This is a genomic window from Streptomyces hypolithicus (assembly GCF_052934925.1).
In genome coordinates this window covers 3,084,685-3,107,623 of record NZ_CM128811.1, presented here as the reverse complement: position 1 = coordinate 3,107,623, position 22,939 = coordinate 3,084,685, and the positions used below count along the sequence as shown (strand labels likewise).

Genomic DNA, 22,939 nt, shown 5'->3' with positions numbered 1-22,939 from the left:
AGGAGAAACCCGTGTTCGAGATCCGCGTCATCTGCGACCCCTCCGAGGCCGAACGCGTCACGCGCGAGCTGGCTGGCACGTTCACCACCGGCGCCGTACGCGAGCACCCCACCCGCGACGGGAAGCGCACCCGCCTGTACGTCACCGCCGACCACAAGCCCACCGACAACAAGGCGTGGCCGACGCCGCAGGAGGCGTACGGCAAGGCGCCCAGCGTCATCAGCGAGATCGGATGGACCGCCCAGGCCGCCCGCGACATGCGCCGCGGCGGGCAGGACGAGCGGGAGTTCTTTCTCCGCAAGGCCGCGCTGCTCGACCGCATCGCGCTGGACGACGAAAAGGCCGGCACCCACGGCGACGCCTGTGCCCTGGCCCGCCAGGCCGGGCGCCGCCTGATGGACATGGACTGCGCCGACGACCGCGCGACCTGCGACGCGCGCGTCTACGTCCGCCACCAGTACACCCAGTGGTCCACGCGCGAACAACGCGCCGCGCTCGTGGCCGACGGGCGCTGCCCGAACTGCCAGTGGACCGACTACCAGTGCAACTGCGCCGAGCACCCCAACGCCTGAATCCGCCCGGGACGGTCGCCTCTCGCCAAAGACCGCGACCGCCCCGGTTCTCCGTCCCTTCGCAGAAACAGGAGACCACCAGCATGACACCAACCCTTGCCCCGGCGCTGCTGTGCGCCGCCCTGGCCGCCGCTGAGCGCGGCTGGCCCGTCTTCCCGCTCCGCCCCGGCGACAAGCGGCCCGCCGGACACCCCGAACGAAGCTGCCCCCGCACCGGCCGATGCGCGGACGGCCACCGCACCCCCGAACAGCGCGCCACCCTGGACGCGGACAGCATCACCAGGTGCTGGCAGACGGCCCCCTACAACGTCGGCATCGCCACCGGCCCCGCCAATCTCGTGGTGGTGGACCTCGACATCCCCAAGGCTGATGAAGGGGCGCCGCCCCCGGAGTGGGACGGCATGGCCGATGGGCTGGACGTGTTCGCCACGCTGTGCGAGCGCGCTGGCGAGCGGCTGCCGACCGAGACGTATACGGTGCGCACCCGCTGTGGTGGACAGCACCTGTACTTCACCGCACCTGCCGAAAAGCGGCTACGCAGCACGGCGGACGTCTTGGGCTGGAAGGTCGATACCCGGGCCTGGGGCGGGTACGTGGTGGCGGCCGGCAGCATCGTGGGCGGAGCGCCGTACGAGATCATTCACGACGCCCCCCCGGCCCCCCTCCCTGCGTGGCTTGGTGACCTTCTCACCCCCGCACCCGCACCGGCCCCGATGCCGCTGTCGGAGCTGTCCGCCCGGATGCGCAACGCCACCGCCTACAGCACCGCAGCGCTGCGTGGGGAGCTGGAAAAGGTGCTGTCCGCCCGCGAGGGCGGTCGTAATCGTGCCGTGTACTTCGCCGCATACGCCCTCGCACGGCTGGTGCGGACCGACGACCTCACGGAAGCCGAAGTGTCCAGCGAACTGGCGTCGGCCGGGGTGTCGCTCGGCTTGTCGGTGAGCGAGTGCCGCACGGCGATCCGCTCCGGGCTGACCCGTGGCGGGGGCCTGGAGAGGGTGAGTGCGGCATGACCGCGGACCTGTGGGACGACGTATCGCCCCCCGAGGTGGAAGACGAGTTGTCGCCAGTGTGGGACGAGCCCGTACCGCTCACCGGCAACCGGGTGCTGCGCGACTTCCCGTCGCATACCTTCCCTTCCTGGGTCCGGGAGTTCGTTGAGGCGGTCGCCGAGGAGACACAGACGCCGGTGGACCTCGCCGGATGCGTCGCCCTGTCGGTCCTGGCCACGGCAGCCGGTGGGAGGGCTGTCGTCCACATCCGGGGGAACTGGCGCGAGCCGACCAACCTGTTCACCGTTACCGCGCTTCCGCCGGCCAATCGGAAGTCCGCTGTCTTCGATCTGCTCACCGGCCCCATCTTCGAGGCGGAGAAGCAGCTCAAGACCAAGACGGCACCGGCCATCGCGGAAGCGCAGATGACCGCGCGTATCGCCAAGGAAGCAGCTGAGCGCGCCGCGGCCAAGGCGGCATCCGCCGATGCCGGACAGCGGGACGCGCTCGTACAGACGGCCGTCGACATGGCGCAGACCGCCGAATCGGTCGCCATCCCCGTAGAGCCGCAGTTGCTCGCGGACGACGCCACCGCCGAAACCGTCATCTCCCGCATGGCAGAGCAGGGCGGACGCATCTCCGTCATGAGTGCCGAGGGCGAGATCTTCGACATCATCGCCGGACGCTACTCAGGCGCCCCCAACATGGGCCCCTTCCTCAAGGGCCACGCCGGGGACCGGTTGCGGGTGGACCGGCAGACCCGCAAGGAGTACATCGACCATCCCGCCCTGACCATGGGGCTGTGCGTGCAGCCGCAAGTCCTGGACGACATCGGCCGTATCAAGGGCGGTCGCGGGCGCGGCCTGCTGGGACGCTTCCTGTACTCGCTGCCCGAATCCATGGTCGGGCGCCGTAAGTCCGCCCCCGCCCCGATCCCCGCCGGGGCCCGTGAGACGTACACGCAGCGGATCATCGACCTGACGCTGTTTCTGGCGGACTGGACGGACCCGGCGGTACTTCAGCTCACCCCCGACGCAGACGCAGCCCTGTTGGCCTTTCAGGACCGCGTGGAACCCAAACTCGCCGCGAGGGGAGGGGCGTTCGGGCACATCAGCGACTGGGCGGGAAAACTCGTCGGCGCGACCGCCCGTATCGCCGGGCTGCTGCACCTGGCCGAACACGCCACCGACGCGCACACCCGCCCCGTCACCGCCGACACCGTGAGCGCGGCCATCGAGCTGGGTGAGTACTTCGCCACGCACGCGCTGGCCGTCTTCGACCGGATGGGAGCCGATCCCACCGTCGCCCGCGCCACCACCGTCCTGGAGACCCTGCGCCACCACGACGGGACGGACATCAGCAAACGCGACCTGCTGATGAAGCTCTCGCGCTCCGAGTTCGCCACCGTCGCCGACCTCGAACCCGCCCTCGATCTCCTCGAAGACCACGGCTGGGTCCGCGTCCAACCCGTCCAGCGCACCGGCGGACGAGGACGGCCTCCCTCTCCCCGCTACCTCATCCACCCCCGGCTGCACAGCACCGCCACCGGCTGACCAGCCCGGACAGCGCCACAGAAACCACGCAATACACAAAAACCTGACAGCAAGCCCCTGACCAGCACCGGAACCCCTCAGCAAGGGTTCCGGGCCGCTGCCACAGAAACAACCGGAAGTCCCACACAAATACCCCCGCCCTATTTCTGTGGGACTTCCAACCCTTTCTGTGGCAGCCCGCTCAGCCACCCACCAAGCCACGTAACCGCAGGTCAACCGGCCGCACCCGGCTTTCTGTGTATTACGTGGTTTCTGTGGCGGCCCGCATGCCCCTGCTGCCCGTCACACGTCTCCTCACGACGAAGGAGTCCTCACCATGGCTCGCCCCCAGATGCTCAAGCTCCCCGAGGTTCTCGCCGAACTCGACATGAGCCGCGCCGCCTTCTACCGCATGCGCGCCCGCGGCCACGCCCCCCGCCTCTTCAAGCTCCCCAACGGTCAGCTCCGCGTCCGCCGCGCGGACCTGGACGCCTGGCTGGCCGACTGCGAGAAGTCCGCCGCCTGACCTCTGTCCGCCGAAACCAACGAGGGACCCGCCGTTCGCGGCGGGTCCCTCTGCCCATGGAGAGACATGCTCACCTACGACGTAGACATCTGGTCGATCCGCGCACGTAAGGGGCGGCCCAAGCCGTTCGAGCTGCGGTGGCGAGTCGGTTCCCGTCCTCATTCGAAGAGCTACAAGCTCAAGGCGCAGGCAGACGGCCGCAGGTCCGAACTCCTCACAGCGCTCCGGAATCGGCAGCAATTCGATGAGGAGACTGGACTGCCGGCCGACGAGTTGGCGGCGCTCAACACTCCCACCTGGTTCGAGCACGCCAAGGCGTACGTGCTCATGAAGTGGCCCAAGGCCGCGGCCAAGCACCGAGCGAGCATCGCGGAAGCACTCGCTGCGGTCACTCCCTCGTTCGTATCCAGCTCGCGCGGCGCCCCGGACCCCAAGGTTCTGCGCCAGGCCCTCTACGCGTGGGCGTTCCGGGCTGTTCGTCGCGATGACGGAAGCCTGGCCAGTAGGGCCGAGGTGGAAGAACCGTCGACCGATATCGCGGCGGCGCTGGACTGGATAGGCAAGCACTCGTTGAAGGTGACGGAGGCCGCACGGCCGGACAGGCTGCGGGTCGCCCTCGACGCGCTGTCGCTAAAGCTGAACGGCAAGCCCGCCGCCGACAACACCAGTCACCGCAAGCGCATGGTCCTGAGCAACGCCATGCGGTACGCCGTTGAGCGGGACATCCTCACGGTCAATCCGCTGGCCCGTGTCGACTGGTCGGCACCGGACAGGGACGATGAAGTCGACTTCCGGTACGTCCCCAACCCGAAGCAGGCAGCCGCTCTCATCGCCGCAGTACGAGAGCAGGGAAGCCGTGGTGAGCACCTGGCCCCGTTCTTCGGCTGCCTCTACTACGCAGCCATGCGCCCCTCCGAGATCGCGGATCTGAGGGCCGCGAACTGTCATCTTCCCGAGACTGGTTGGGGAGAGCTCACGCTGGGTGGCAGCCGTCCCGAAGTGGGGGCCGGATGGACCGACGATGGCGAGTCGTTCGAGCAACGGGGGCTCAAACGCAGGGCTCGCCGCGCTACTCGCTCGGTACCGATCCCACCCGTGCTCACAGCGATGCTGCGTGGCCACATCCAAACGTTCGGAACTTCGAAGGCCGGCCACCTCTTCCGCGCGGCGCGTGACGGCAGGGTGCGTTCCACCGAGTACTGCGACCTGTGGGAAGCCGCGCGGCCCAAGGCGCTGTCCGCGGCCGAAGCAGCAACGCCCCTGGCGGATGTTCCGTACTCGCTGCGGCACGCCGGTGTCTCGCTCTGGATCAACGCCGGGGTCGATCCGATCGAGGTGGCGCGACGCGCGGGGCACAGCATCGCGGTGCTCTTCCGGTTCTACGCGAAGATCCTGCGTGGCCAGCAGGCACGGGCCAACCAGCTCATCGACAAGGGGCTGAGCAGCGACGATGAGGGGTAATCCTGGCCCACACATGGCCCACACGCGGTGGTCGATGCTGGGATACAGGCGCTCGGAGTGAGACAGGGTGAACACAGAGGGCGCGACTCCGGATCGGAGCCGCGCCCTCTGACCTGCTAGTTCTCTGACCTGGCGGTGGGTGTGGGATTTGAACCCACGGTGACATCGCTGCCACGACGGTTTTCAAGACCGTTCCCTTAGGCCGCTCGGGCAACCCACCTCGCGCCGCCGACTCGCGGTGGCGCGAGGACAGCCTAGCCGGTCAGCCGTCGTCGCCCTCGCGCTGGCCCAGGGTGACTTCGGCGGTCGCGGACTTGCCGTCGCGCTCGTAGGTCAGCGTGACCTTGTCGCCCGGCGTGTGGGTCCAGATCTCGCTGATCAGGGTCGGGCCGCTGTCGATCACCCGGTCGTCGAGCTTAATGATCACATCGCCCGGCTTCAGGCCTGCCTTGCCCGCCGGGCTGTTCGGCGGGACCGCCGCGGCGCCGCCCGTACCGCGGTCGGCGATGGTGGCGCCGTCGGCGCTCTTCGGGTCCATGGAGACGGTGGCACCGATCACCGGGTAGACCGGCTCGCCCGTCTTGATCAGCTGCTCCGCGACCGTCTTCGCCTGGTTGACCGGGATCGCGAAGCCGAGACCGATGGAGCCCGCCTGGGACTGGCCGAAACCCCCCGTGCCGGCCGACTGGATGGCCGAGTTGATGCCGATCACGGCGCCGCGGGAATCGAGCAGCGGGCCACCGGAGTTGCCGGGGTTGATCGACGCGTCAGTCTGCAGGGCGCTCATGTACGACGCCTTGCTGCCCTGGCCGTCGCCCGACGCCACCGGGCGGTTCTTCGCGCTGATGATGCCGGTCGTAACCGTGTTCGACAGGCCGAAGGGTGCGCCGATGGCGATGGTCGAGTCGCCCACCGCGACCTTCTCCGAGTTGCCCAGAGGGAGCGGGGCCAGACCGGAAGGGGCACTCTTCAGCTTCAGTACCGCCACGTCGTAGCCCTGTGCGCGGCCGACCACTTCGGCGTCGTACTTCTTGCCGTTGGGAAACGTCACGGACAGGTCGCCACCTTCGGCCGCCGACGCCACCACGTGGTTGTTGGTGACGATGTGGCCTTCCTTGTCGTACACGAAGCCGGTGCCCGTGCCGCCCTCACCGTCGCCGCCCTGCGCCTGAATGGTGACGACGCTCGGCAGCGCCTTGGCGGCGACCGCCGCGACCGTTCCCGCGTCACGCTTGAAGTCCTGTCCGTTCCCAGGAGCGGAGACGGTGGTCGAGTCGGTGGGGTCGTCGCTGCGTTCCGCGGCCCAGTACCCGATGCCTCCGCCGACGCCGCCCGCCACGAGTGCGGCGGCCAGCACCCCGGCGAACAGGCCTCCGGTGCGCTTCTTCCCGGCGGGCGGCGGCCCGGCCGGTGTGGGCGAACCCCACCCGGGTCCGCCACCCTCACCACCACCGCCGTACGACGGATAAGTGGGCGGGGGCGGTGGCCATCCGCCACTGCCGGGCTGAACGGGGGGGTGCGCCGGCTGCTGCGCGGGGGGCCGCGCCGGCTCGTACCCGGGGTCCACGGCGTGCGTACCCGCGGAGTCGGAGGCGGGCCCGGGAGCGGTCGTCGGCACAGGAGGTGCTGACGGGGCGGCCGGAACCGCAGTGCCCTCGTTCTCGGTGCTCACAGCTCTCTTCTCCTCGGTCCCGCATCGTTGTCGGTCAACGTCACCACTGCGCAAGTGTCTGCACTGTGCAAGTGTCCGCCCTGTGCGACTGTCCGCACCGTGCAAGTGTGCGCTTTCAGCTTTTCCCACCACGCGTCGGAAGACCGTAAGCGGTAGCTGTGCGTCCACGGAACATCCTTTACAACGGTCGAAACCGTCGCATCCGCAGAAATGCCGGGCGGCAGCCCCAGGGGCCACACTTACGCACCTACCCACAGGCGGTGACACCATGACGCAGTGACCCACGCCCGGCAGCACACCATTCAAGTCGTCGCCCACCGCGGGGCCTCCGAGGACGCACCCGAGCACACCCTGGCCGCGTACATGAAGGCCATCGAGGACGGCGCCGACGCGCTGGAGTGCGACGTACGGCTCACCGCGGACGGGCACCTCGTGTGCGTGCACGACCGTCGCGTGAACCGCACCTCCAACGGTCGTGGCGCCGTCTCCGCCCTCGAACTCGCCGACCTCGCCGCCCTCGACTTCGGCTCCTGGAGGGACAGTGAGGAGTCCCCGGACTGGGTCCCGGGGCGCAACCCCGGCGGCCATGGCGAGCTCACCTCCGTACTCACCCTGGAGCGCCTCCTCGAGCTGGTGTCGGACGCCGGGCGCCCCGTCGAGCTCGCCATCGAGACCAAGCACCCCACCCGCTGGGCAGGACAGGTCGAGGAACGGCTCGTGCACCTCCTGAGGCGCTTCGGCCTGGACGCACCCGCGGCCGACGGCCCCTCGCCCGTGCGCGTGATGAGCTTCTCGGCGCGCTCGCTGATGAGGATGGCGGCGGCCGCACCCTCCGTCCCGACCGTCTACCTGATGCAGTTCCTCTCGCCGCGCCTTCGCGACGGGCGGCTTCCGGCCGGCGCCAGGATCGCGGGACCGGGCATCCGCCTCGTGCGCAACAACCCCGGATACGTCGCGCGGCTGCAGCGCGCGGGCCATCGGGTGCACGTGTGGACGGTGAACGAGCCGCAGGACATCGAGCTGTGCGTCAGTCTCGGCGTGGAAGCAATTATCACCAACCGCCCGAAGCAGGCCCTTTCCCAATTGGGCCGCCTATAACCACGACTACAGGGAGTGCACCGGCGCGTTCGGTACGTATTCGATCGTTACGAGTGCCTCATTGACCGGCGCTTGGCCGGTTTCCGGTCCAGGCCATTGGGGCATTCACTCCCTGGCGTGGGGCGAAGGAGGTCTCGGGGGTGGCGTTGGTGGTGGCACGTGAAGTGCCCGCGTCGTCGAGCATGGCCGTATCCCATGGCCCTGCGGGCGTGGGCGAGGCAAGGCATCGTATGCGCGCTGAGCTGCGCGGCAACGGGGTGGCCGACTCGGTCATCGACGATGCCGTACTGATCCTCTCCGAACTGCTCAGCAATGCCTGCCGGCACGGCAGGCCGCTGGGGCAGGCGGACGTGGGCGACGGCAGCATCCGCGCCGCGTGGCGCGTCGACAAGGCAGGCAGGCTCACCGTCGAAGTGACGGACGGAGGCGGTCCGACCCGGCCGGTTCCGGCCACACCCTCGGTCACCGCGCGCGGCGGCCGTGGGCTGAACATCATCACTTCGCTGGCTCACGACTGGGGTGTACGGGACAGCGCGTCCGGCGAGGTAACGGTGTGGGTGAACGTCACCGAGGGGCACCGGCGCGAGGACTTCGCGGCGAGCATCGCGCTCCCGGGGGCGGACGGGCTCGATTTCACCGACCCGTTCGAGGAGCTCGACTGACCCGGGCAGTCCCTGCCGGACGCCGCACACCGGCTAGGCTCGCGCCCGACACAGCACCACCAGCACCGCCGTGAACGGGAGAAGCCACGCCATGGCAAAGAAGCGCCCCCAGCCCGCAAGGGGTACCAAGCCGCAGGCTCAGGCGACCAGCGGGGAGGTGCCGGTGGTCGGGGCCCGCGAGCCCTGCCCGTGCGGTTCCGGCCGCCGCTACAAGGCCTGCCACGGACGGGCCGCGGCGCACGCCGTGACCGAGCTCGTCCAGCGTCCGTTCGAGGGCCTGGCCGGCGAGAGCGACTGGGTCGCCCTGCGCGAGCTGGTGCCTGCCGCCACCGTGACGCTGACGCTGCCTGGCGGGCTGCCGGAAGGCGTCCCCTCCGTCACGCTGGCCACCGTGCTCCCGATGGCCTGGCCGGCTCTGCGCCGCGACGACGGCTCCGTCCTGCTCGGCCTCCAGAACGACACCCCCTCCGGGGACCTCAGCCGCGACCTGGCCGACACCCTGCAGCGCGCCCTGACGGCCAAGCCGGGGACCCCGGTCGCCGCCGAGCGGGCGCCGGCCGACGGCCCGCGGCTCCAGGATCTGCTCGACCCAAAGGGCGGGTTCGAGCCGGATGTCCACTCCGGTTTCGAGTTCTGGGTCCCCGACTCGGAGAACGCCGCACCCGAGGTGAGCGCGTCCCTGGAACGTGCTAACGCCGCTGCGATCCCGACGGTCAGGCTGACCGGCGTCGACGCCGCGTACTGGTGCGAGACCCCGGACAAGAACCACCTGCGCTGGGTCATGCCGCACGCCGAGGAGCAGCTCCTCGACGCCCTCGCGCGACTGCACGCCGCCGGTACGTCCTCCCTGGGCGAAGGCACCCGACTGGTGGGCTCCTTCCGGGCGCACGGGCTGATGGTTCCGGTGTGGGATCTGCCGAGCGAGGTCAAGGCGGCGGACATCGAGAAGCCCGCGGCGGAGCTCGCGGAGCGGCTCGCCGCGGCCCTCGCCTCGGACGAGCCGCTGACCTCGGAGGAGCGTCGCGCCAGGGGCGGCCTCACCAACCGCCAAGTGACGCTCAGTTGACGGTGACCATTTCTGTCGGGCGATCGGTGACTCCGGTCACAGCCGCCGTACTGGCAGGTAAATCCCTGTCTGAATAGCCGGGATCGAATTTGCCAACCACCGATCTCTTGTTACCGTTCTAAGTGCCCGGTCGCTGGTGCATCCCCCGTCGCCAGCGGCCGGGTCTTTCTGTATACCCGTTCGGTTACGTGTCGTACCCGTCACTCAACGGGCTTCCGAAGCAGCCGAGTTGCTTCCTGAGCGCAGTAGCAACGGGCCTTCGCCGGTCGCCGCGAACTCCGCCATGGCCGAATAGTGCGCGGCCTTTCCACGAGTCGGCTCACGCGGCGTTTCGCACACCCCGGGCTCGTCCTCGGCACTCACCGCGCAATACATCTGCACGGTCCGGCCGGCCGGGCTCATGAGGGTCAGTACGGACCGCAGCTCCGCGCCCGTCGCGTTGCGGTAGTAGGTGCGAGCCCAGGCGCTGTCCGCTTCGGTCAGCACACAGGTCTGCCCCTCAATGCCCTCGGGAGAGGTCAGCGCCGGACCGCACTGCGCCGCCTGCTCCGCGCGCACCGCCTGCTCCGGCGAGCCGTTCACGGGAACGGCCTGCCGCACGTTCCCCGGAACGGCTTTTCGAGCGTTCCCGGGAACGCTCGCAGGAGCCGCCTTTGCGTCATCGGGTGCGGGTGCGTCGTCGGGGTCGGCGGATGCGCCGGCCAGCGGCAGCAGGACGGTGAACACGGCAACGGCCGCGAGCCCGATCATGCGGAGATTCAAGGCGGGTCCCACCTGTCAGCTGCCGGAAAGTCTTGACGGTGGGCCGAAGATATCGGCGGACGACCGCCGGCGGAGGGGCCGCGCGCCCAACGACCCGAGAAGTCGGCCCTGCCCGCACCCGTACGAGTGACGAGTGACGAGTGACGGCGCGGCCGTTGCAACGGCCGCGCCGCCACCGGCCCAGTCGCTCAGTAGGCGAGCCGGCTTCCCCCGTCGGGGGCTTCATTGCTCGCGGCCACCAACGCGTCCAGTACGGCCTCGACATCCGGCAGCCAGGGCGCGGCGGACCCGGCCAGCGGAGCCCTTTCCCAGTTCACCCGCCCCGTGCCCGTTTGTGAGGGCGGCAGCACCAGATATCCGCCCTCACCGTGGAAGCGCAGCGAGCTGGGTACCCAGTCCTTCGCGTACAGCAGCTCGCCCAGCCGCTCCAGGGTGTACGGAGCGACCAGCAGCGCCCAGCGCGTGGGAGTCGCGACCACCGGCCCCAGGCGCATGCCCATGCCATCGAGCGCCGCCAGCGCGATCGCACCGGCGCCGGCGGGCAGGCTGATCGCACACGGAGCGGCGCCGCCGGTGGCGAGCAGGACCGGGGCCTTCGGGCGGTTGGCCCACCACCAGCCGATCATGCGTGGGTCGGTGGTGGCGGCCAGGATTCCCGGGTCGAAGGGGTGCGCGCCGGGAACCGCGCATTCGGGATCCGGGCAGGCACAGCCCGAGCCCGGTCCGTCGCCGTCGCGACTGCTTCGGCCGCCGGACGTCTTCAGCCCCACTCCGGGGAGCACGGGCCACTGCCAATCGGTGGCGCAGGTCAGCGCCGCGCCGAGCCGGGCAGGCCCCTCACTTCGCCGGAACCGGAGCCTGCGTCGCCTTCCCGGGATCTCGCGCATGAGCGCTCGTTCCTTTCCGTTGAACGCCGAGGTCCACATCCACATCGCACTATGTGTGCACTTCTTCGCTGTACGTAGACGGTCTGCGCTGGCTGAGCTGCGTACTGTTCGCATTCGCCGCACTTCCAGCCTGCGGCACGGGTAACCCGTCGGGGCCGAGCGTGAAACGTGGCGGAGGGTGGCGCACGTGTGGCGGTCGACTGGTCCGTAGTGCGGTCCCGCTGCTCGGGGATAGGGCGCAACGGCTCACCGTGATGGAGACGCCCGAGCCCGCCGCCAGGTTCCGGGGCGGCCTCAACTGCCCTGGCCATCACCGATCAGTTACCCATCACGGTTGATATGACGCCCAGTCGAACGCCCTCAGTCGACCGCGAATTGCTGCCGGGTGTGCCATTTTTAAGCCAAGTTGGCTTTCCCACAGACACCAAGAGTCCCACGTTGACAATGCTGGACATCGCCTTACTTGTGCGTGTACATGTGGATGCGTTGATAGCGGCGCAGAATGACAGGGGGTTTGCGATGCTATGGAGCGCTACGCACCAGCAGGAAAGCATGCAGCCATGAGCGCCCCGAACCTGCCGAAAGTGGCTGGAATCGATCCCATGGGTCCTCTCCCGGCGCACACTGTCGCGCCCCCTCCGTCCGCCACCGTCCCGTCTCCCACCGCCGGCGCGGTACTCCAGGACCGCCTCGCGGGCTGGGTCTCCGACCTCACCACCCTCCACGAACTCACCGAACGTCTCGTGCGCACCGGCTCACTCGACGACGCACTCCATGAACTCCTGCGCGCCGGCGCCGCCCTCGTAGGTGCCCGGCGTGGCCTCGTCGTCCTCGAACCCGCCGGCAGCTCCGGCCCTTCGACCACGGTCGGACTCGGCCTCGCCCGCGCCGACCTCGGGCACATCGAGACCGTCCCGCGCGGTGCGACGTCGTACGGGCGCCTCCTCGACGGGCTCCCGGGCAGCCCCCGCCCCAGCGAGATCACCCACCCCGACCTGCTCGCCGAGACCGAACTCGATCCGCACCACCGCGCGGTCGCCGCGCGGCTCGGCTACGCCGCCAGCTACGCGCTGCCGCTGACCGCCCAGACAGGACGCCTCGGCGCAGCCGTCTGGCTCTACGACGAACCGGCCGAGCCCAGCGAACGCCGACGCCACCTCGCAGGCCTCTACACGCGATACGCAGCCGAACACCTCGCCCGGCTGCTGGAACTCGAGCAGGCACGCACCCGGGTGGCGACCGTCGCCGAGGAACTGCTGCCCAGCAGGCTGCCCCGCATCCCCGGCGTACAGCTCGCAGCCCGCCATCGCACCGGCCCGCTCGGCGGCGGCGACTGGTACGACGCGCTGCCGCTGCCCGAGGGCGCACTCGGGCTCGCCGTCGGATCGGTCTCCGGAACGGGCGCCAGCGCTCTGGCCGCCATGGGGCGACTGCGGGCGAGCCTTCGTGCGTACGCCGTCATGGAGGGCGAGGACCCTGTCGCCGTACTGTCCGATCTGGAGCTGCTGCTGCGGCTCACCGAACCCGCGCGGTCGGCCACCGCGCTATTCGCGTACTGCGAACCCGCACGGCGCAAGATCGTGCTGGCCGGGGCCGGCCACAGTCCTCCCCTGGTGATCGGCGAGCGGCGTACCGAGTACGTGGAGACCTCACTCTCCGCGCCACTGGGGATGCTGGCGTGCTGGGAGGCGCCCAGCGTCGAACTCGCACCCGCGCCCGGAGAAACAGTGCTCCTCTACACGGACGGACTGCTCCAGCGCACCGGTGATCCGATGGACCGTGCCTTCGCACGGCTGCACGCGGCCGCGGCGAGCGTTCCCCGGACCGTCAGGGACGACCCCGGAGCGGTCGCCGACCACGTACTGCGGGCCCTGCTCCCGGACGGCGCCGACAGCACGGACTCGCCGGAGGACATCGTGCTGCTCGCCGCGCGCTTCGACTGATTTCTCACAATTGTCCGCACGCTCCCGGGCCGTCTTCCTGTCGCACATACGCGCACATACGATGGAAGGCGGTCCAGAGTCGTATCGAGGAGACAGTCGTGTCCGATGAGCTCAATCCGGAGCCCCCGGAAGCAGAAGAGCCGATCAAGCAGCGGAAGAACGGCCTGTACCCAGGCGTCTCCGACGAGCTTGCCGAGAACATGAAGACCGGGTGGGCCGACACCGAGCTGCACGGTCTGCAGCCGATCGCGCAGGCAGGGCACACCGCCGACCGCCGGGCCGCACTCTCGGCGCGTTTCCCAGGCGAACGCCTGGTGATCCCCGCCGGCAACATCAAGGCACGCTCCAACGACACCGAGTACGCCTTCCGCGCCTCCACCGAGTACGCGTACCTCACCGGCGACCAGACCCAGGGCGGCGTCCTCGTGCTGGAGCCCGGGAAGGGCGAAGGGCACGACGCGACGATCTACCTGCTGCCGCGCTCCGACCGCGAGAACGGCGAGTTCTGGCTCGACGGCCAGGGCGAACTGTGGGTCGGCCGCCGCCACTCCCTCACCGAGGCCGAGCAGCTGCTCGCAATCCCGGCGAAGGACATCCGCGCGCTGCCCGCAGCCCTGACCGCTGCCACCGGTCCCGTCCGGGCCGTCCGCGGCCACGACAAGGCGATCGAGGACGCGCTGAGCGACAAGGTCACCGCCGAGCGGGACGAGGAACTGCGCGTATACCTCTCCGAGGCCCGCGCCGTGAAGGACGTCTTCGAGATCGGCGAGCTCCAGAAGGCCGTCGACTCGACCGTCCGCGGCTTCGAGGACGTCGTCAAGATCCTCGACAGGGCCGAGGCGACCAGCGAGCGCTACATCGAAGGCACCTTCTTCCTGCGCGCCCGCGTCGAGGGCAACGACATCGGCTACGGCTCCATCTGCGCCGCCGGACCGCACGCCACCACGCTGCACTGGCTGCGCAACGACGGCGACGTACGCTCCGGCGAGCTGCTGCTGCTCGACGCCGGCGTGGAGACGCACACGCTCTACACCGCCGACGTCACCCGCACGCTGCCGATCAACGGCACGTTCAGCGACATCCAGCGCAAGATCTACGACGCGGTGTACGAGTCCCAGGAAGCCGGCATCGCCGCCGTCAAGCCCGGCGCCAAGTACCGCGACTTCCACGACGCCTCGCAGCGTGTCCTCGCCGAGAAGCTCGTCGAGTGGGGTCTCGTCGAAGGTCCCGTCGAGCGGGTCCTGGAGCTCGGCCTGCAGCGGCGCTGGTCGCTGCACGGCACCGGGCACATGCTCGGCCTCGACGTCCACGACTGCGCCGCCGCGCGCCGTGAGGCGTACGCCGACGGGACGCTCGAGCCGGGCATGTGCCTGACCGTCGAGCCCGGCCTGTACTTCCAGGCCGACGACCTGACGGTGCCCGAGGAGTACCGCGGCATCGGCGTCCGGATCGAGGACGACATCCTCGTCACCGAGGACGGCAACCGGAACCTGTCGGCGGGGCTGCCGCGCCGCTCCGACGAGGTCGAGGCCTGGATGGCTCAGGTCAAGCAGGCCAAGCACGTCAAGCACGTCAAGCAGGGCTGAGGCGCCCACGACTCACCAGCAGGCCCTTGGGGCGCGCCGCTCAGGACACCTTGAGCAGCGCGCCCTCGCGCCATTTGAGGACCTTGTCGAAACTGACCACGGCGCCACGCCCCGGCCTGTTCCGGAAATCGACATGGTCGGCGAGCTGCTCGATGAGGCACAGACCTCTGCCGTTCTCCGCCGAGGACAGTGCGGGACGCACTGCGGCGCGACGCCCCCGGCGCGAAGGGGGAAAGCCCGGCCCGGAGTCGGCGACCTCGATACGGCACTTCTCGGCGTCCAGATAGGCGGTCACTCGGTACTGCGCGGAGGGTGCACCGGACCGGTCGTCACCGCCGTGCTCGACGGCGTTCGCGCAGGCTTCGCTGAGCGCGACCGACAGGTCGTACGAAATGTCCGGGTCCACTCCCGCCGTCTCCATGGTGCCGAGCAGTAGGCGGCGAGCAAGCGGAACGCTCGCGGCTTCGCGCCGCAAGTGGAGAGACCACCAGATGCTCATGCTCCAGCCTCCTGGCTGCGGCTCGACATACGGATACGTATTGCCGCAACCAGCCCTCCGTAAGCGTCGCATTGCCGTGATTGCGCTCATTCGGCCGACGCGCCCACCCCGGACGCCGGTGTACGAACCGCCCGACCTGCTGCTCGAACGGCGTGAACCCAATGCGATGATGTCCCGGCCATGCTTACGTCCGTCGCACGCGCCGGAGCCGGTCTGCGGCTGCTGAGGACCGCGGTGTTCACCGCGGTCTGTGTCGTGCTGTCCGCGACCGGGCACGTCGTGGCCTCCTGCGCGAGCGTTCCCTGGTGGACCCTGGCGATCGGCTGTGCGGCCGTGTTCGGCCTCGTCGCACCGTTCGCCGGACGCGCACGCTCGATGCCCGTGATCGCCGCCGCGCTGACCGTCGGACAGCTCGCACTGCACACCGTGTTCGGGCTCGCCCAGCACCAGCCGGTCATCGGGAGCGCGGCCACCGACACCTCATTGCGCAATCTCGCAGCGAAACTCGTGTGCGGCACCGGCGCCCTGCCGCTCAGCACCACCGAAGCACGGCGGATCGTCACCGAAGCGGGCATCAATCCCACCTCCGTACAGCAGGCGCAGCAGCACACCGCGGACGCCGCCCACGCGGCCCAGCACACCGGCATCGCCGGACTGCTGCCCAGCCTGCCCATGGTCCTCGGCCACCTGCTGGCCGCCGTGGCCACCGGATGGCTGCTGCGGCGCGGCGACGTCGCACTCGCCCGCCTCGTCCTGCTGTCGGCGCACGGAGTCGCCGAAGGCACCCTCGTACGGTCACTGCGCGCCGCCTTCGCTCTGGTACGGGCACTGCGGGCGGGCCTTCCCGGGACGCCCTCGTGGGAACCGAGCCACCAGGGAACGCTTTTCGACGTACCCACGCGCGGGTCCGGCGGCGAAGCACTCCAGCACACAGTGATCAGGCGCGGGCCGCCCGCGGACAGGCTCGGCCTCGCAGCCTGACGCGGCGCACTCTCCGACGTACTGCACACAGCACCACGGGAGCGGCGCCGCGATGCCGGAGCGCATCCGCGCACCGGAGCATCCGCACCCACCGCTGTCTGGAGAATTCCGCCATGAACGTCACCCGTACCTCAGTCGTCGCCGCCGTCGCCGCTTCCTCCGTCCTGCTGCTCTCGGGAACGGCCTTCGCGCACGTCGGTGTACAGCCCGTCGGGCCCGCCGAGAAGGGCGGCTACGCCACCGTCAACGTCAAGGTTCCCAACGAGCGCGACAATGCCTCGACCGTGAAGGTCGAGGTCTCCTTCCCGACGGACCACCCGCTGTCCTCCGTGATGCCGCAGCCCGTGCCCGGCTGGAAGACCGAGGTCACCAAGGACAAGCTCGACAAGCCTCTCAAGGTCCATGGCAAGGAGATCGACGAGGCCGTCTCCAAGGTCACCTGGACCGGGGCAAGATCGGCCCCGGCCAGTTCCAGCAGTTCCCCCTTTCCCTCGGCCAGCTGCCCGAAGACGCCGACCAGCTCGTCTTCAAGGCCATCCAGACGTATGACAACAAGGAAGTTGTCCGCTGGATCGAGGAGCCCAAGGAGGGCGAGGAGGAGCCGCAGGCCCCGGCCGCCGTCCTCAAGCTGACCGAGCCCGCCGGTGACGACCACCACGGCGGCGGTGCGGACGACGACAAGCAGGCCGGCGACGACGCCAAGGACGGCAACCGCGCCGAGGCCAAGGACGGCCACGACACCGAGACGGGCCACGACACCGAGGCGGCCGCCGACACCACCGGCAGCGACACCACCGCACGGATCCTCGGCATCGTCGGCATCATCGTGGGTGTCGCAGGTGTGGCCTTCGGCGTCCTCGCCGGCCGCCGCCGCACCTCCTGACCATCCCCCGACGCCACCCCCACCGGCACCGACCACCAGGACACACCTCCATGCGCAAGAAAAACGCGCTGGCCGTGGCGCTCGTCGCCGCGGCCGCGCTCAGCCTGTCCGCATGCGGCGGCGACAAGGCGGACAGCGGCTCCAAGCCCGTCACCGACGTCTCCGCCGACACCGGCCAGAAGCCCGCGACCGTACTCGACCGCCCCTTCAAGAAGCCGGACCTCGTCCTCACGGACACCGAGGGCAAGAGGTACGACCTGCGTGAACAGACCAAGGGCAAGCCCACACTCATCTACTTCGGCTACACCAACTGCCCCGACGTCTGCCCCCTGACGATGAGCAACCTGGCCATCGCCTACAAGAAGCTCCCCCAGGCCGAACGGGACAGGCTCCAGGTCGTCTTCGTCACCACCGACCCCGAACGGGACACCCCCGAGGCCCTCGGCAGGTGGCTCAAGGGCGCGGGCGACCCCGCCTTCACCGGGCTCTCCGGCGACTTCCCGACCATCCAGGCCGGGGCCCGCCGGCTCGGCATCGGCATCGAGGCGCCCAAGAAGGAGAAGGACGGCTCAGTCGTCTCCATGCACGGCGCACAGGTCATCGCGTTCTCCCCGAAGACCGACGCCGGCTACGTCCTGTACGGCGAGGACACCACCGCCGACGAGTACGCCAAGGACCTCCCCAAGCTCCTCAAGGGGGAGAACCCGTGAACCGCCGCACCACCCTCGCCACCACCATCGCCCTCACCACCGGGCTGACACTGGCGGGCTGCTCCACCACGGACGACAAGCCCGCACTGATGGTCAGCGGAGCGTTCATGCCGCAACCCGTCACGGACGACATGGCCGCCGGCTTCCTCACCGTGAAGAACGACAACGACATCGCCGACAAGCTCACCTCCATCACCAGTGACATCGCCGGCGAGGTCCAGTTCCACGAGGCCAAGAACCAGAAGATGCGGGAGGTCACGTCCTTCAGCATCCCGGCCGACGGCGAACTGAACCTCGGACGCGGCGGGAACCACATCATGTTCCTGAAGCTCAGGCACAAACCCGAGCAGGGCGACAAGGTGTCGGTGGAACTGCACTTCGAGAAGTCCGAACCGATGAAGGTCGACCTTCCGGTCAAGGAGACCACCCACAACCCGAAGAAGCACTGAGGGACTGACACGCATGCCGGCAACCGCCCCGCACTTCGGAGCCGCAGTGATCAGGCTGCTGCTCATCACCACGGCACTCATCGCCGCCCTGCTCGCAGGTGCCGCCCCCGCCTCCGCGCACGCCGCGCTGACAGGGAGCAACCCGAAGGACGGGGCGGTGGTCGCCACCGCACCCCAGGACGTCACCCTCACCTTCTCCGAGAAGATCGCCCTCGGCGACGACTCGATCCGCGTCCTGGAACCCAGCGGAAAACGCGCCGACACCGGTGACCTGCGCGACCTGAGCAGCGAAAGCACCATCCAGTACGGCGTCGACCTGCACGCCGGGCTGCCGGACGGCACGTACACCGTCGCCTGGCAGGCCGTCTCAGCCGACAGCCACCCCATCTCCGGCGCCTTCACCTTCTCCATCGGCGCCCCCTCCCAGACCACCGTCGCCCTGCCCGAACAGTCCGCCGGCGGCGGCCTCGTCGGCACGCTCTACGGCATCGCCCGATACGCCGCCTACGCCGGCTTCGTGCTGCTCGTCGGCGGCGCCGCCTTCGTACTGGCCTGCTGGCAGCGCGGCGCCGGCGAACGGCCACTCCAGCGCCTCGTCGTACGGGGGTGGATCACCCTCACCGCGTCCACGCTCGCGATGCTGCTGCTGCGGTCCCCGTACACGGGCTCGGGCAAGCTCGCGGACGCGATCGATCTGGACGGACTGCGGAACGTTCTGGAGACGAAAACCGGGGCTTCCCTGGTGTCGCGGCTGCTGCTGCTCGGGGCGGCCGCGCTGTTCGTGGCCGTGCTGTTCGGCGCGTACGCGAAGAGGGCTGACCCCGCGGAGAACAAGGACCTCACCTTCGGGCTCGCCCTCGGCGGCGGAGTCCTGGCCACCGGAATCGCCGCGACCTGGGCACTGTCCGAGCACGCCTCCACCGGACTGCAGCCCGGCATCGCGATGCCCGTCGACGTGCTGCACCTGCTGGCCGTCGCGACCTGGCTGGGCGGCCTCGCCGCCCTGCTCGTCGCGCTCTACCGGGCGCCGGGAATCGACCGTACGGCGGTGGCGAACTTCTCCCGCGTCGCCTTCGCGAGCGTCGCCGTGCTCGCCGCGACCGGGCTCTACCAGTCCTGGCGGCAGGTCGGCTCGTGGTCGGCGCTGACCGGGACGGCGTACGGGCAGCTGCTGCTCCTCAAGGTCGGAGTGGTCGCCGTCCTGGTCGGTATCGCCTGGCTTTCACGGCGCTGGACGGGGCGGCTCGCGGCGGGAGCGCCGGCCGAGGCGGACTCGGTCGCGCTCATCGGGCAACGGACCAAGAAGACCGCGGCCGCCACACACGAGACACGCGAGAAGCACGAGCCGCAGGAGACGCAGGACCCGCAGAGGACGCAGCAGACGCAGGAGATCAGTGAGCCGGTCACCGTGCCCGCCGACCCCGCCCGCGCCGCCCAGCTCGCCCGCCAGCGGACCGCTGTCGCCACCGCCCGCGTGAAACGGGTACGGGACGCCGAACCCGAACGCCTGGGGCTGCGGCGCTCCGTGCTGGCGGAGGCCGCCGTCGCCGTGGTGGTGCTGGCCGTGACGACCCTGCTGACCAGCACCGAACCGGGGCGTACCGAGGAGAAGGAGGCGGGAAAGAGCGAGACCGCCACCGCCGCACCCAGCCGCCCGGTCGACGTGCGTATCCCCTTCGACACCGGCGGTGAGGACGGCAAGGGCACCGCCCGCGTCGAGCTCGACCCCGGACACTCGGGCAGCAACTCCCTGCATGTGTGGCTGGAACGCCCCAACGGGCGTGCGATGGATGCGCCGGAAGTGAAGGTCGCGTTCACGAACAACGCCAAGGAAATCGGACCGCTGCCCGCCGTCCCCGACCGCATCGCCACCGGACACTGGGCGGCGAACGGGGTACAGATCCCCATGCCGGGGACGTGGGAGGTGGAAGTGACCGTACGCACCTCGGACATCGACCAGGTGACCGTGAAGAAGAACGTGAAGATCGGCTGACCAGCGTGAACGACTCCGACATCTCAAGGCGACGGCTGCTGGGCACCGCCGGGGCGGCCGGCGCCGCAGGCCTGGCGCTCGGCGCGACGGGCGGGGCGGCCGGGTACGCCGCGGCCACCGGTTCCGGGGCGTCCACGGACGCCCCGGAACTGGCCTCGGTCGGCTCCACCACCGTGGCCTTCCACGGTGAGCACCAGGCCGGAATCACCACACCGCTCCAAGCACGCGGCCACCTCGTCGCCTTCGACCTGGCTCCGGGCGCCGGACACCGGGAAGCCGCGGCGCTGCTGCGGCGATGGTCGGCGGTCGCGCGCAAGCTGATGGCGGGCGAGCCCTACGGGAGCGACGACACAGGGGTGGCGCTGGACGCGGGCCCCTCCGCACTGACCCTCACCTTCGGCTTCGGACACAGCTTCTTCGGCCGTACCGGACTGACCGCACAGCGCCCTGTGGCGCTCGATCCGTTGCCCGACTTCTCCTCGGACCGGCTCGACGCGCGTCGCAGCAACGGCGACCTGTGGGTGCAGATCGGCTGCGACGACGCACTGGTCGCCTTCCACGCCTTGCGTACGATCCAGAGCGAGGCCGGCAACGGTGCCCGGGTGCGGTGGCAGATGAACGGTTTCAACCGTTCCCGGGGGGCGACGGTTTCACCCATGACGGCCCGCAACCTGATGGGACAGGTCGACGGTACGGGCAACCCCAAGCCGTCCGAGGCCGACTTCGACCGGCGGATCTTCGTGCCGGCCGACCGCACGGGCGAGGCGCCCCCGTGGATGGCGGGCGGCTCGTACGCCGTCGTACGCCGTATCCGCATGCTGCTCGACGACTGGGAGCAGCTCGCCCGCGGCGACCAGGAGAAGGTCATCGGCCGCAGGAAGGCCGATGGAGCGCCCCTGACGGGCGGCGACGAGAACACCGAACCGGCCCTCGACGAGACGGGTCCCGACGGCAAACTGGTCATTCCTTCCAACGCGCACGCACGGATCTCCGCCCCCGAACAGAACGGCGGTGCGGCGATGCTGCGGCGCCCGTTCTCGTACCACGACGGCATGGCCGCGGACGGAACTCCGGACGCGGGACTGCTCTTCGTCTGCTGGCAGGCGGATCCGCTGCGCGGCTTCGTACCGGTGCAGCGCAAGCTAGATCGGGGGGACGCCCTGTCGCCGTTCGTCCGGCACGAGGCGAGCGGTCTTTTCGCGGTGCCGGGCGGGGCGCGGGAAGGGGAGTACGTGGGACAGCGGCTGCTGGAGTCCTGAGCACCGGACCCGAGACCTGGACAGGAACACCCCCTCCCGTACGGCGCATTAAGGTGACCGTATGTCGGCCACGCGCTATGCCTATCTCGGCCCTGAGGGCACCTTCACCGAAGTCGCCCTCCGTACGCTCCCGGAAGCCGCCACCCGGGAGCTGGTTCCGATGGTGTCCGTGCCGGCCGCTCTCGACGCCGTGCGCAGTGGGGAAGCGGCGGCGGCGCTCGTACCGATCGAGAACTCCGTCGAGGGCGGTATCAGCGCCACCCTGGACGCACTGACGTCCGGTGAACCGCTGATGATCTACCGCGAGGTGCTGCTGTCGATCAGCTTCGCGCTGCTGGTGCGGCCTGGGACCGGGCTCGGCGACATCAAGACCGTCACCGCGCACCCGGCGGCCCAGCCGCAGGTGCGCAACTGGATGGCGGCGAATCTGCCGGAGGTGCTGTGGGAGTCAGCGGCGTCGAACGCGGACGGGGCGCGGCTGGTTCAGGAGGGCCGTTACGACGCGGCCTTCGCCGGGGAATTCGCGGCGGCCAGGTACGGCCTCGTGCCCCTCGTCACGGAGATCCACGACGCGGTGAACGCACAGACGCGCTTCGTGCTGGTGGGGCGGCCGGCCAGGCCGGCCTCCCCGACCGGGGCGGACAAGACCTCGGTGGTGATCTGGCTGGGCGACGACCACCCGGGCGCGCTGCTCGAACTGCTTCAGGAGTTCGCTGTGCGCGGCGTCAACCTGATGCTGATCCAGTCTCGGCCGACGGGGGCCGGCATCGGGAACTACTGCTTCGCCGTGGACGCCGAGGGGCACATCGCGGACCGGCGGGTGGGCGAGGCACTGATGGGTCTGAAGCGGATCTGCCCGAATGTGCGGTTCCTCGGGTCGTATCCGCGGGCGGGGACGGCGGCCGCCGACGTACGGGCGCTGCGGGCGGGGACGTCCGAGGCGGAGTTCGTGGCGGCGGCGGACTGGCTGGCGCGAAGCCAGGACGGGCGGGCCTGAGCCGGTCGCTGAGCCGGGTCGCTCGAAAGAGTTATCCACAGGCTCACTTCTCGACCTGGGGACAAGTCGACAACACATACCGACATGGTCGACAAAACGCCCCAGAGGGCGCTCTTCGCTCCACAGGGCGTCGGGTCGACCCCAGGTCGACCCTGTCACCTCAATTCCATTGATCAACTCTTTAGGGCGAGCAATTCCCACCCGAATGAGTGTGTGAAGTGGGTTTGGGTGGGGAATCCCTGGCCTTCCACGCACCTCCCGGAATGCCCTCTTCCGGCATCCACAGATCTTTCACACAGCCTGTGGATAACGGAACCGGAAGCCGGATTCCTGTGGACAACCGAACCGCCAAATCCCGCCTCCCGCACGGCAAGAGGGTCGGAGTAGCCGAGGAGCCTGCCCTCGCCTC

Annotated in this window: 20 protein-coding genes, 1 tRNA gene and 1 pseudogene; 17 read left to right on the top strand and 5 right to left on the bottom strand. The window is 69.8% G+C overall.

Annotated features, from left to right (window positions below; translation table 11 throughout):
• Window positions 1–11 precede the first annotated feature (11 nt).
• From ACU6WZ_RS14635 to ACU6WZ_RS14615, 5 genes are all read left to right on the top strand, one after another.
• The gene (locus ACU6WZ_RS14635) at window positions 12–572 is read left to right on the top strand and encodes a hypothetical protein (RefSeq protein ID WP_447028505.1); all 561 of its coding nucleotides are present in this window, start codon (window positions 12–14) and stop codon (window positions 570–572) included.
• A gap of 83 nt (window positions 573–655) precedes the next feature.
• Entirely contained in the window at window positions 656–1,585 is a 930-nt protein-coding gene (locus ACU6WZ_RS14630; protein ID WP_447028504.1) for a bifunctional DNA primase/polymerase, read from the top strand.
• Complete coding sequence (locus ACU6WZ_RS14625) at window positions 1,582–3,117, top strand: YfjI family protein (protein ID WP_447028503.1); 1,536 nt, start codon at window positions 1,582–1,584, stop codon at window positions 3,115–3,117. The genes ACU6WZ_RS14630 and ACU6WZ_RS14625 overlap by 4 nt, the downstream gene beginning before the upstream one ends.
• 316 nt (window positions 3,118–3,433) lie before the next feature.
• Window positions 3,434–3,622 (top strand): helix-turn-helix transcriptional regulator, encoded by a 189-nt coding sequence (locus tag ACU6WZ_RS14620; RefSeq protein ID WP_447028502.1) that lies wholly within the window; start codon window positions 3,434–3,436, stop codon window positions 3,620–3,622.
• Window positions 3,623–3,688: 66 nt separating this feature from the next.
• Window positions 3,689–5,083 (top strand): tyrosine-type recombinase/integrase, encoded by a 1,395-nt coding sequence (locus ACU6WZ_RS14615; protein ID WP_447028501.1) that lies wholly within the window; start codon window positions 3,689–3,691, stop codon window positions 5,081–5,083.
• Between the two features lie 130 nt (window positions 5,084–5,213).
• Here the strand turns inward: ACU6WZ_RS14615 and ACU6WZ_RS14610 are convergent.
• Both ACU6WZ_RS14610 and ACU6WZ_RS14605 read right to left on the bottom strand, forming a co-directional pair.
• Window positions 5,214–5,303 (bottom strand) — tRNA-Ser (locus tag ACU6WZ_RS14610).
• A gap of 42 nt (window positions 5,304–5,345) precedes the next feature.
• Window positions 5,346–6,755, bottom strand: a complete 1,410-nt coding sequence (locus ACU6WZ_RS14605) for a S1C family serine protease (RefSeq protein WP_447028500.1) — start codon at window positions 6,753–6,755, stop codon at window positions 5,346–5,348.
• A gap of 276 nt (window positions 6,756–7,031) precedes the next feature.
• Here ACU6WZ_RS14605 and ACU6WZ_RS14600 point away from each other — a divergent pair, with 276 nt between their 5' ends.
• From ACU6WZ_RS14600 to ACU6WZ_RS14590, 3 genes are all read left to right on the top strand, one after another.
• Window positions 7,032–7,853: a glycerophosphodiester phosphodiesterase gene (locus ACU6WZ_RS14600; protein WP_447028499.1), complete on the top strand. Its 822-nt coding sequence runs from the start codon at window positions 7,032–7,034 to the stop codon at window positions 7,851–7,853.
• A 95-nt stretch (window positions 7,854–7,948) separates the two neighbouring features.
• Entirely contained in the window at window positions 7,949–8,515 is a 567-nt protein-coding gene (locus tag ACU6WZ_RS14595) for an ATP-binding protein (RefSeq protein WP_447034043.1), read from the top strand.
• Between the two features lie 91 nt (window positions 8,516–8,606).
• Window positions 8,607–9,581: a DUF5926 family protein gene (locus ACU6WZ_RS14590; protein ID WP_447028498.1), complete on the top strand. Its 975-nt coding sequence runs from the start codon at window positions 8,607–8,609 to the stop codon at window positions 9,579–9,581.
• A 204-nt stretch (window positions 9,582–9,785) separates the two neighbouring features.
• On the opposite strand, the gene ACU6WZ_RS14585 is transcribed toward ACU6WZ_RS14590, so the two are convergent.
• Window positions 9,786–10,343, bottom strand: a complete 558-nt coding sequence (locus tag ACU6WZ_RS14585; RefSeq protein WP_447028497.1) for a hypothetical protein — start codon at window positions 10,341–10,343, stop codon at window positions 9,786–9,788.
• Between the two features lie 188 nt (window positions 10,344–10,531).
• Entirely contained in the window at window positions 10,532–11,230 is a 699-nt protein-coding gene (locus tag ACU6WZ_RS14580) for a bifunctional DNA primase/polymerase (protein WP_447028496.1), read from the bottom strand.
• Window positions 11,231–11,790: 560 nt separating this feature from the next.
• Here ACU6WZ_RS14580 and ACU6WZ_RS14575 point away from each other — a divergent pair.
• Together ACU6WZ_RS14575 and ACU6WZ_RS14570 are read left to right on the top strand one after the other, a co-directional pair.
• Window positions 11,791–13,173 (top strand): PP2C family protein-serine/threonine phosphatase, encoded by a 1,383-nt coding sequence (locus ACU6WZ_RS14575; protein ID WP_447028495.1) that lies wholly within the window; start codon window positions 11,791–11,793, stop codon window positions 13,171–13,173.
• 98 nt (window positions 13,174–13,271) lie between these two features.
• Window positions 13,272–14,759 carry an aminopeptidase P family protein gene (locus ACU6WZ_RS14570; RefSeq protein ID WP_447028494.1) on the top strand — a complete coding sequence of 496 codons (1,488 nt, stop codon included), beginning with the start codon at window positions 13,272–13,274 and terminating at the stop codon, window positions 14,757–14,759.
• Between the two features lie 40 nt (window positions 14,760–14,799).
• On the opposite strand, the gene ACU6WZ_RS14565 is transcribed toward ACU6WZ_RS14570, so the two are convergent.
• Window positions 14,800–15,258 carry an ATP-binding protein gene (locus tag ACU6WZ_RS14565; protein ID WP_447028493.1) on the bottom strand — a complete coding sequence of 153 codons (459 nt, stop codon included), beginning with the start codon at window positions 15,256–15,258 and terminating at the stop codon, window positions 14,800–14,802.
• Between the two features lie 180 nt (window positions 15,259–15,438).
• Between ACU6WZ_RS14565 and ACU6WZ_RS14560 the strand changes: the two genes are divergently transcribed.
• From ACU6WZ_RS14560 to pheA, 7 genes and pseudogenes are all read left to right on the top strand, one after another.
• Complete coding sequence (locus ACU6WZ_RS14560) at window positions 15,439–16,239, top strand: hypothetical protein (RefSeq protein WP_447028492.1); 801 nt, start codon at window positions 15,439–15,441, stop codon at window positions 16,237–16,239.
• 113 nt (window positions 16,240–16,352) lie between these two features.
• Window positions 16,353–17,122: pseudogene (locus ACU6WZ_RS14555) on the top strand (YcnI family copper-binding membrane protein).
• A 50-nt stretch (window positions 17,123–17,172) separates the two neighbouring features.
• The gene (locus ACU6WZ_RS14550) at window positions 17,173–17,832 is read left to right on the top strand and encodes an SCO family protein (RefSeq protein WP_447028491.1); all 660 of its coding nucleotides are present in this window, start codon (window positions 17,173–17,175) and stop codon (window positions 17,830–17,832) included.
• Window positions 17,829–18,281, top strand: a complete 453-nt coding sequence (locus tag ACU6WZ_RS14545) for a copper chaperone PCu(A)C (protein ID WP_447028490.1) — start codon at window positions 17,829–17,831, stop codon at window positions 18,279–18,281. Before ACU6WZ_RS14550 ends, ACU6WZ_RS14545 begins: the two co-directional genes overlap by 4 nt.
• 13 nt (window positions 18,282–18,294) lie before the next feature.
• Window positions 18,295–20,274, top strand: coding sequence for a copper resistance CopC/CopD family protein (locus ACU6WZ_RS14540; RefSeq protein ID WP_447028489.1), 1,980 nt, complete (start codon window positions 18,295–18,297; stop codon window positions 20,272–20,274).
• 5 nt (window positions 20,275–20,279) lie between these two features.
• Complete coding sequence (gene efeB / locus ACU6WZ_RS14535; protein ID WP_447028488.1) at window positions 20,280–21,533, top strand: iron uptake transporter deferrochelatase/peroxidase subunit; 1,254 nt, start codon at window positions 20,280–20,282, stop codon at window positions 21,531–21,533.
• Window positions 21,534–21,594: 61 nt separating this feature from the next.
• The gene (pheA, locus tag ACU6WZ_RS14530) at window positions 21,595–22,530 is read left to right on the top strand and encodes a prephenate dehydratase (protein WP_447028487.1); all 936 of its coding nucleotides are present in this window, start codon (window positions 21,595–21,597) and stop codon (window positions 22,528–22,530) included.
• Window positions 22,531–22,939: the final 409 nt, after the last annotated feature.

What these genes read in the sequence shown, in the direction of transcription:
- ACU6WZ_RS14565 (WP_447028493.1), bottom strand. Translation starts at nt 15,258, where the DNA reads ATGAGCATCTGGTGGTCTCTCCACTTGCGGCGCGAAGCCGCGAGCGTT.
- ACU6WZ_RS14540 (WP_447028489.1), top strand. Translation starts at nt 18,295, where the DNA reads ATGCCGGCAACCGCCCCGCACTTCGGAGCCGCAGTGATCAGGCTGCTG.
- ACU6WZ_RS14550 (WP_447028491.1), top strand. Translation starts at nt 17,173, where the DNA reads ATGCGCAAGAAAAACGCGCTGGCCGTGGCGCTCGTCGCCGCGGCCGCG.
- ACU6WZ_RS14590 (WP_447028498.1), top strand. Translation starts at nt 8,607, where the DNA reads ATGGCAAAGAAGCGCCCCCAGCCCGCAAGGGGTACCAAGCCGCAGGCT.
- ACU6WZ_RS14615 (WP_447028501.1), top strand. Translation starts at nt 3,689, where the DNA reads ATGCTCACCTACGACGTAGACATCTGGTCGATCCGCGCACGTAAGGGG.
- ACU6WZ_RS14630 (WP_447028504.1), top strand. Translation starts at nt 656, where the DNA reads ATGACACCAACCCTTGCCCCGGCGCTGCTGTGCGCCGCCCTGGCCGCC.
- ACU6WZ_RS14620 (WP_447028502.1), top strand. Translation starts at nt 3,434, where the DNA reads ATGGCTCGCCCCCAGATGCTCAAGCTCCCCGAGGTTCTCGCCGAACTC.
- ACU6WZ_RS14575 (WP_447028495.1), top strand. Translation starts at nt 11,791, where the DNA reads ATGAGCGCCCCGAACCTGCCGAAAGTGGCTGGAATCGATCCCATGGGT.
- pheA (WP_447028487.1), top strand. Translation starts at nt 21,595, where the DNA reads ATGTCGGCCACGCGCTATGCCTATCTCGGCCCTGAGGGCACCTTCACC.
- ACU6WZ_RS14625 (WP_447028503.1), top strand. Translation starts at nt 1,582, where the DNA reads ATGACCGCGGACCTGTGGGACGACGTATCGCCCCCCGAGGTGGAAGAC.
- ACU6WZ_RS14560 (WP_447028492.1), top strand. Translation starts at nt 15,439, where the DNA reads ATGCTTACGTCCGTCGCACGCGCCGGAGCCGGTCTGCGGCTGCTGAGG.
- ACU6WZ_RS14580 (WP_447028496.1), bottom strand. Translation starts at nt 11,230, where the DNA reads ATGCGCGAGATCCCGGGAAGGCGACGCAGGCTCCGGTTCCGGCGAAGT.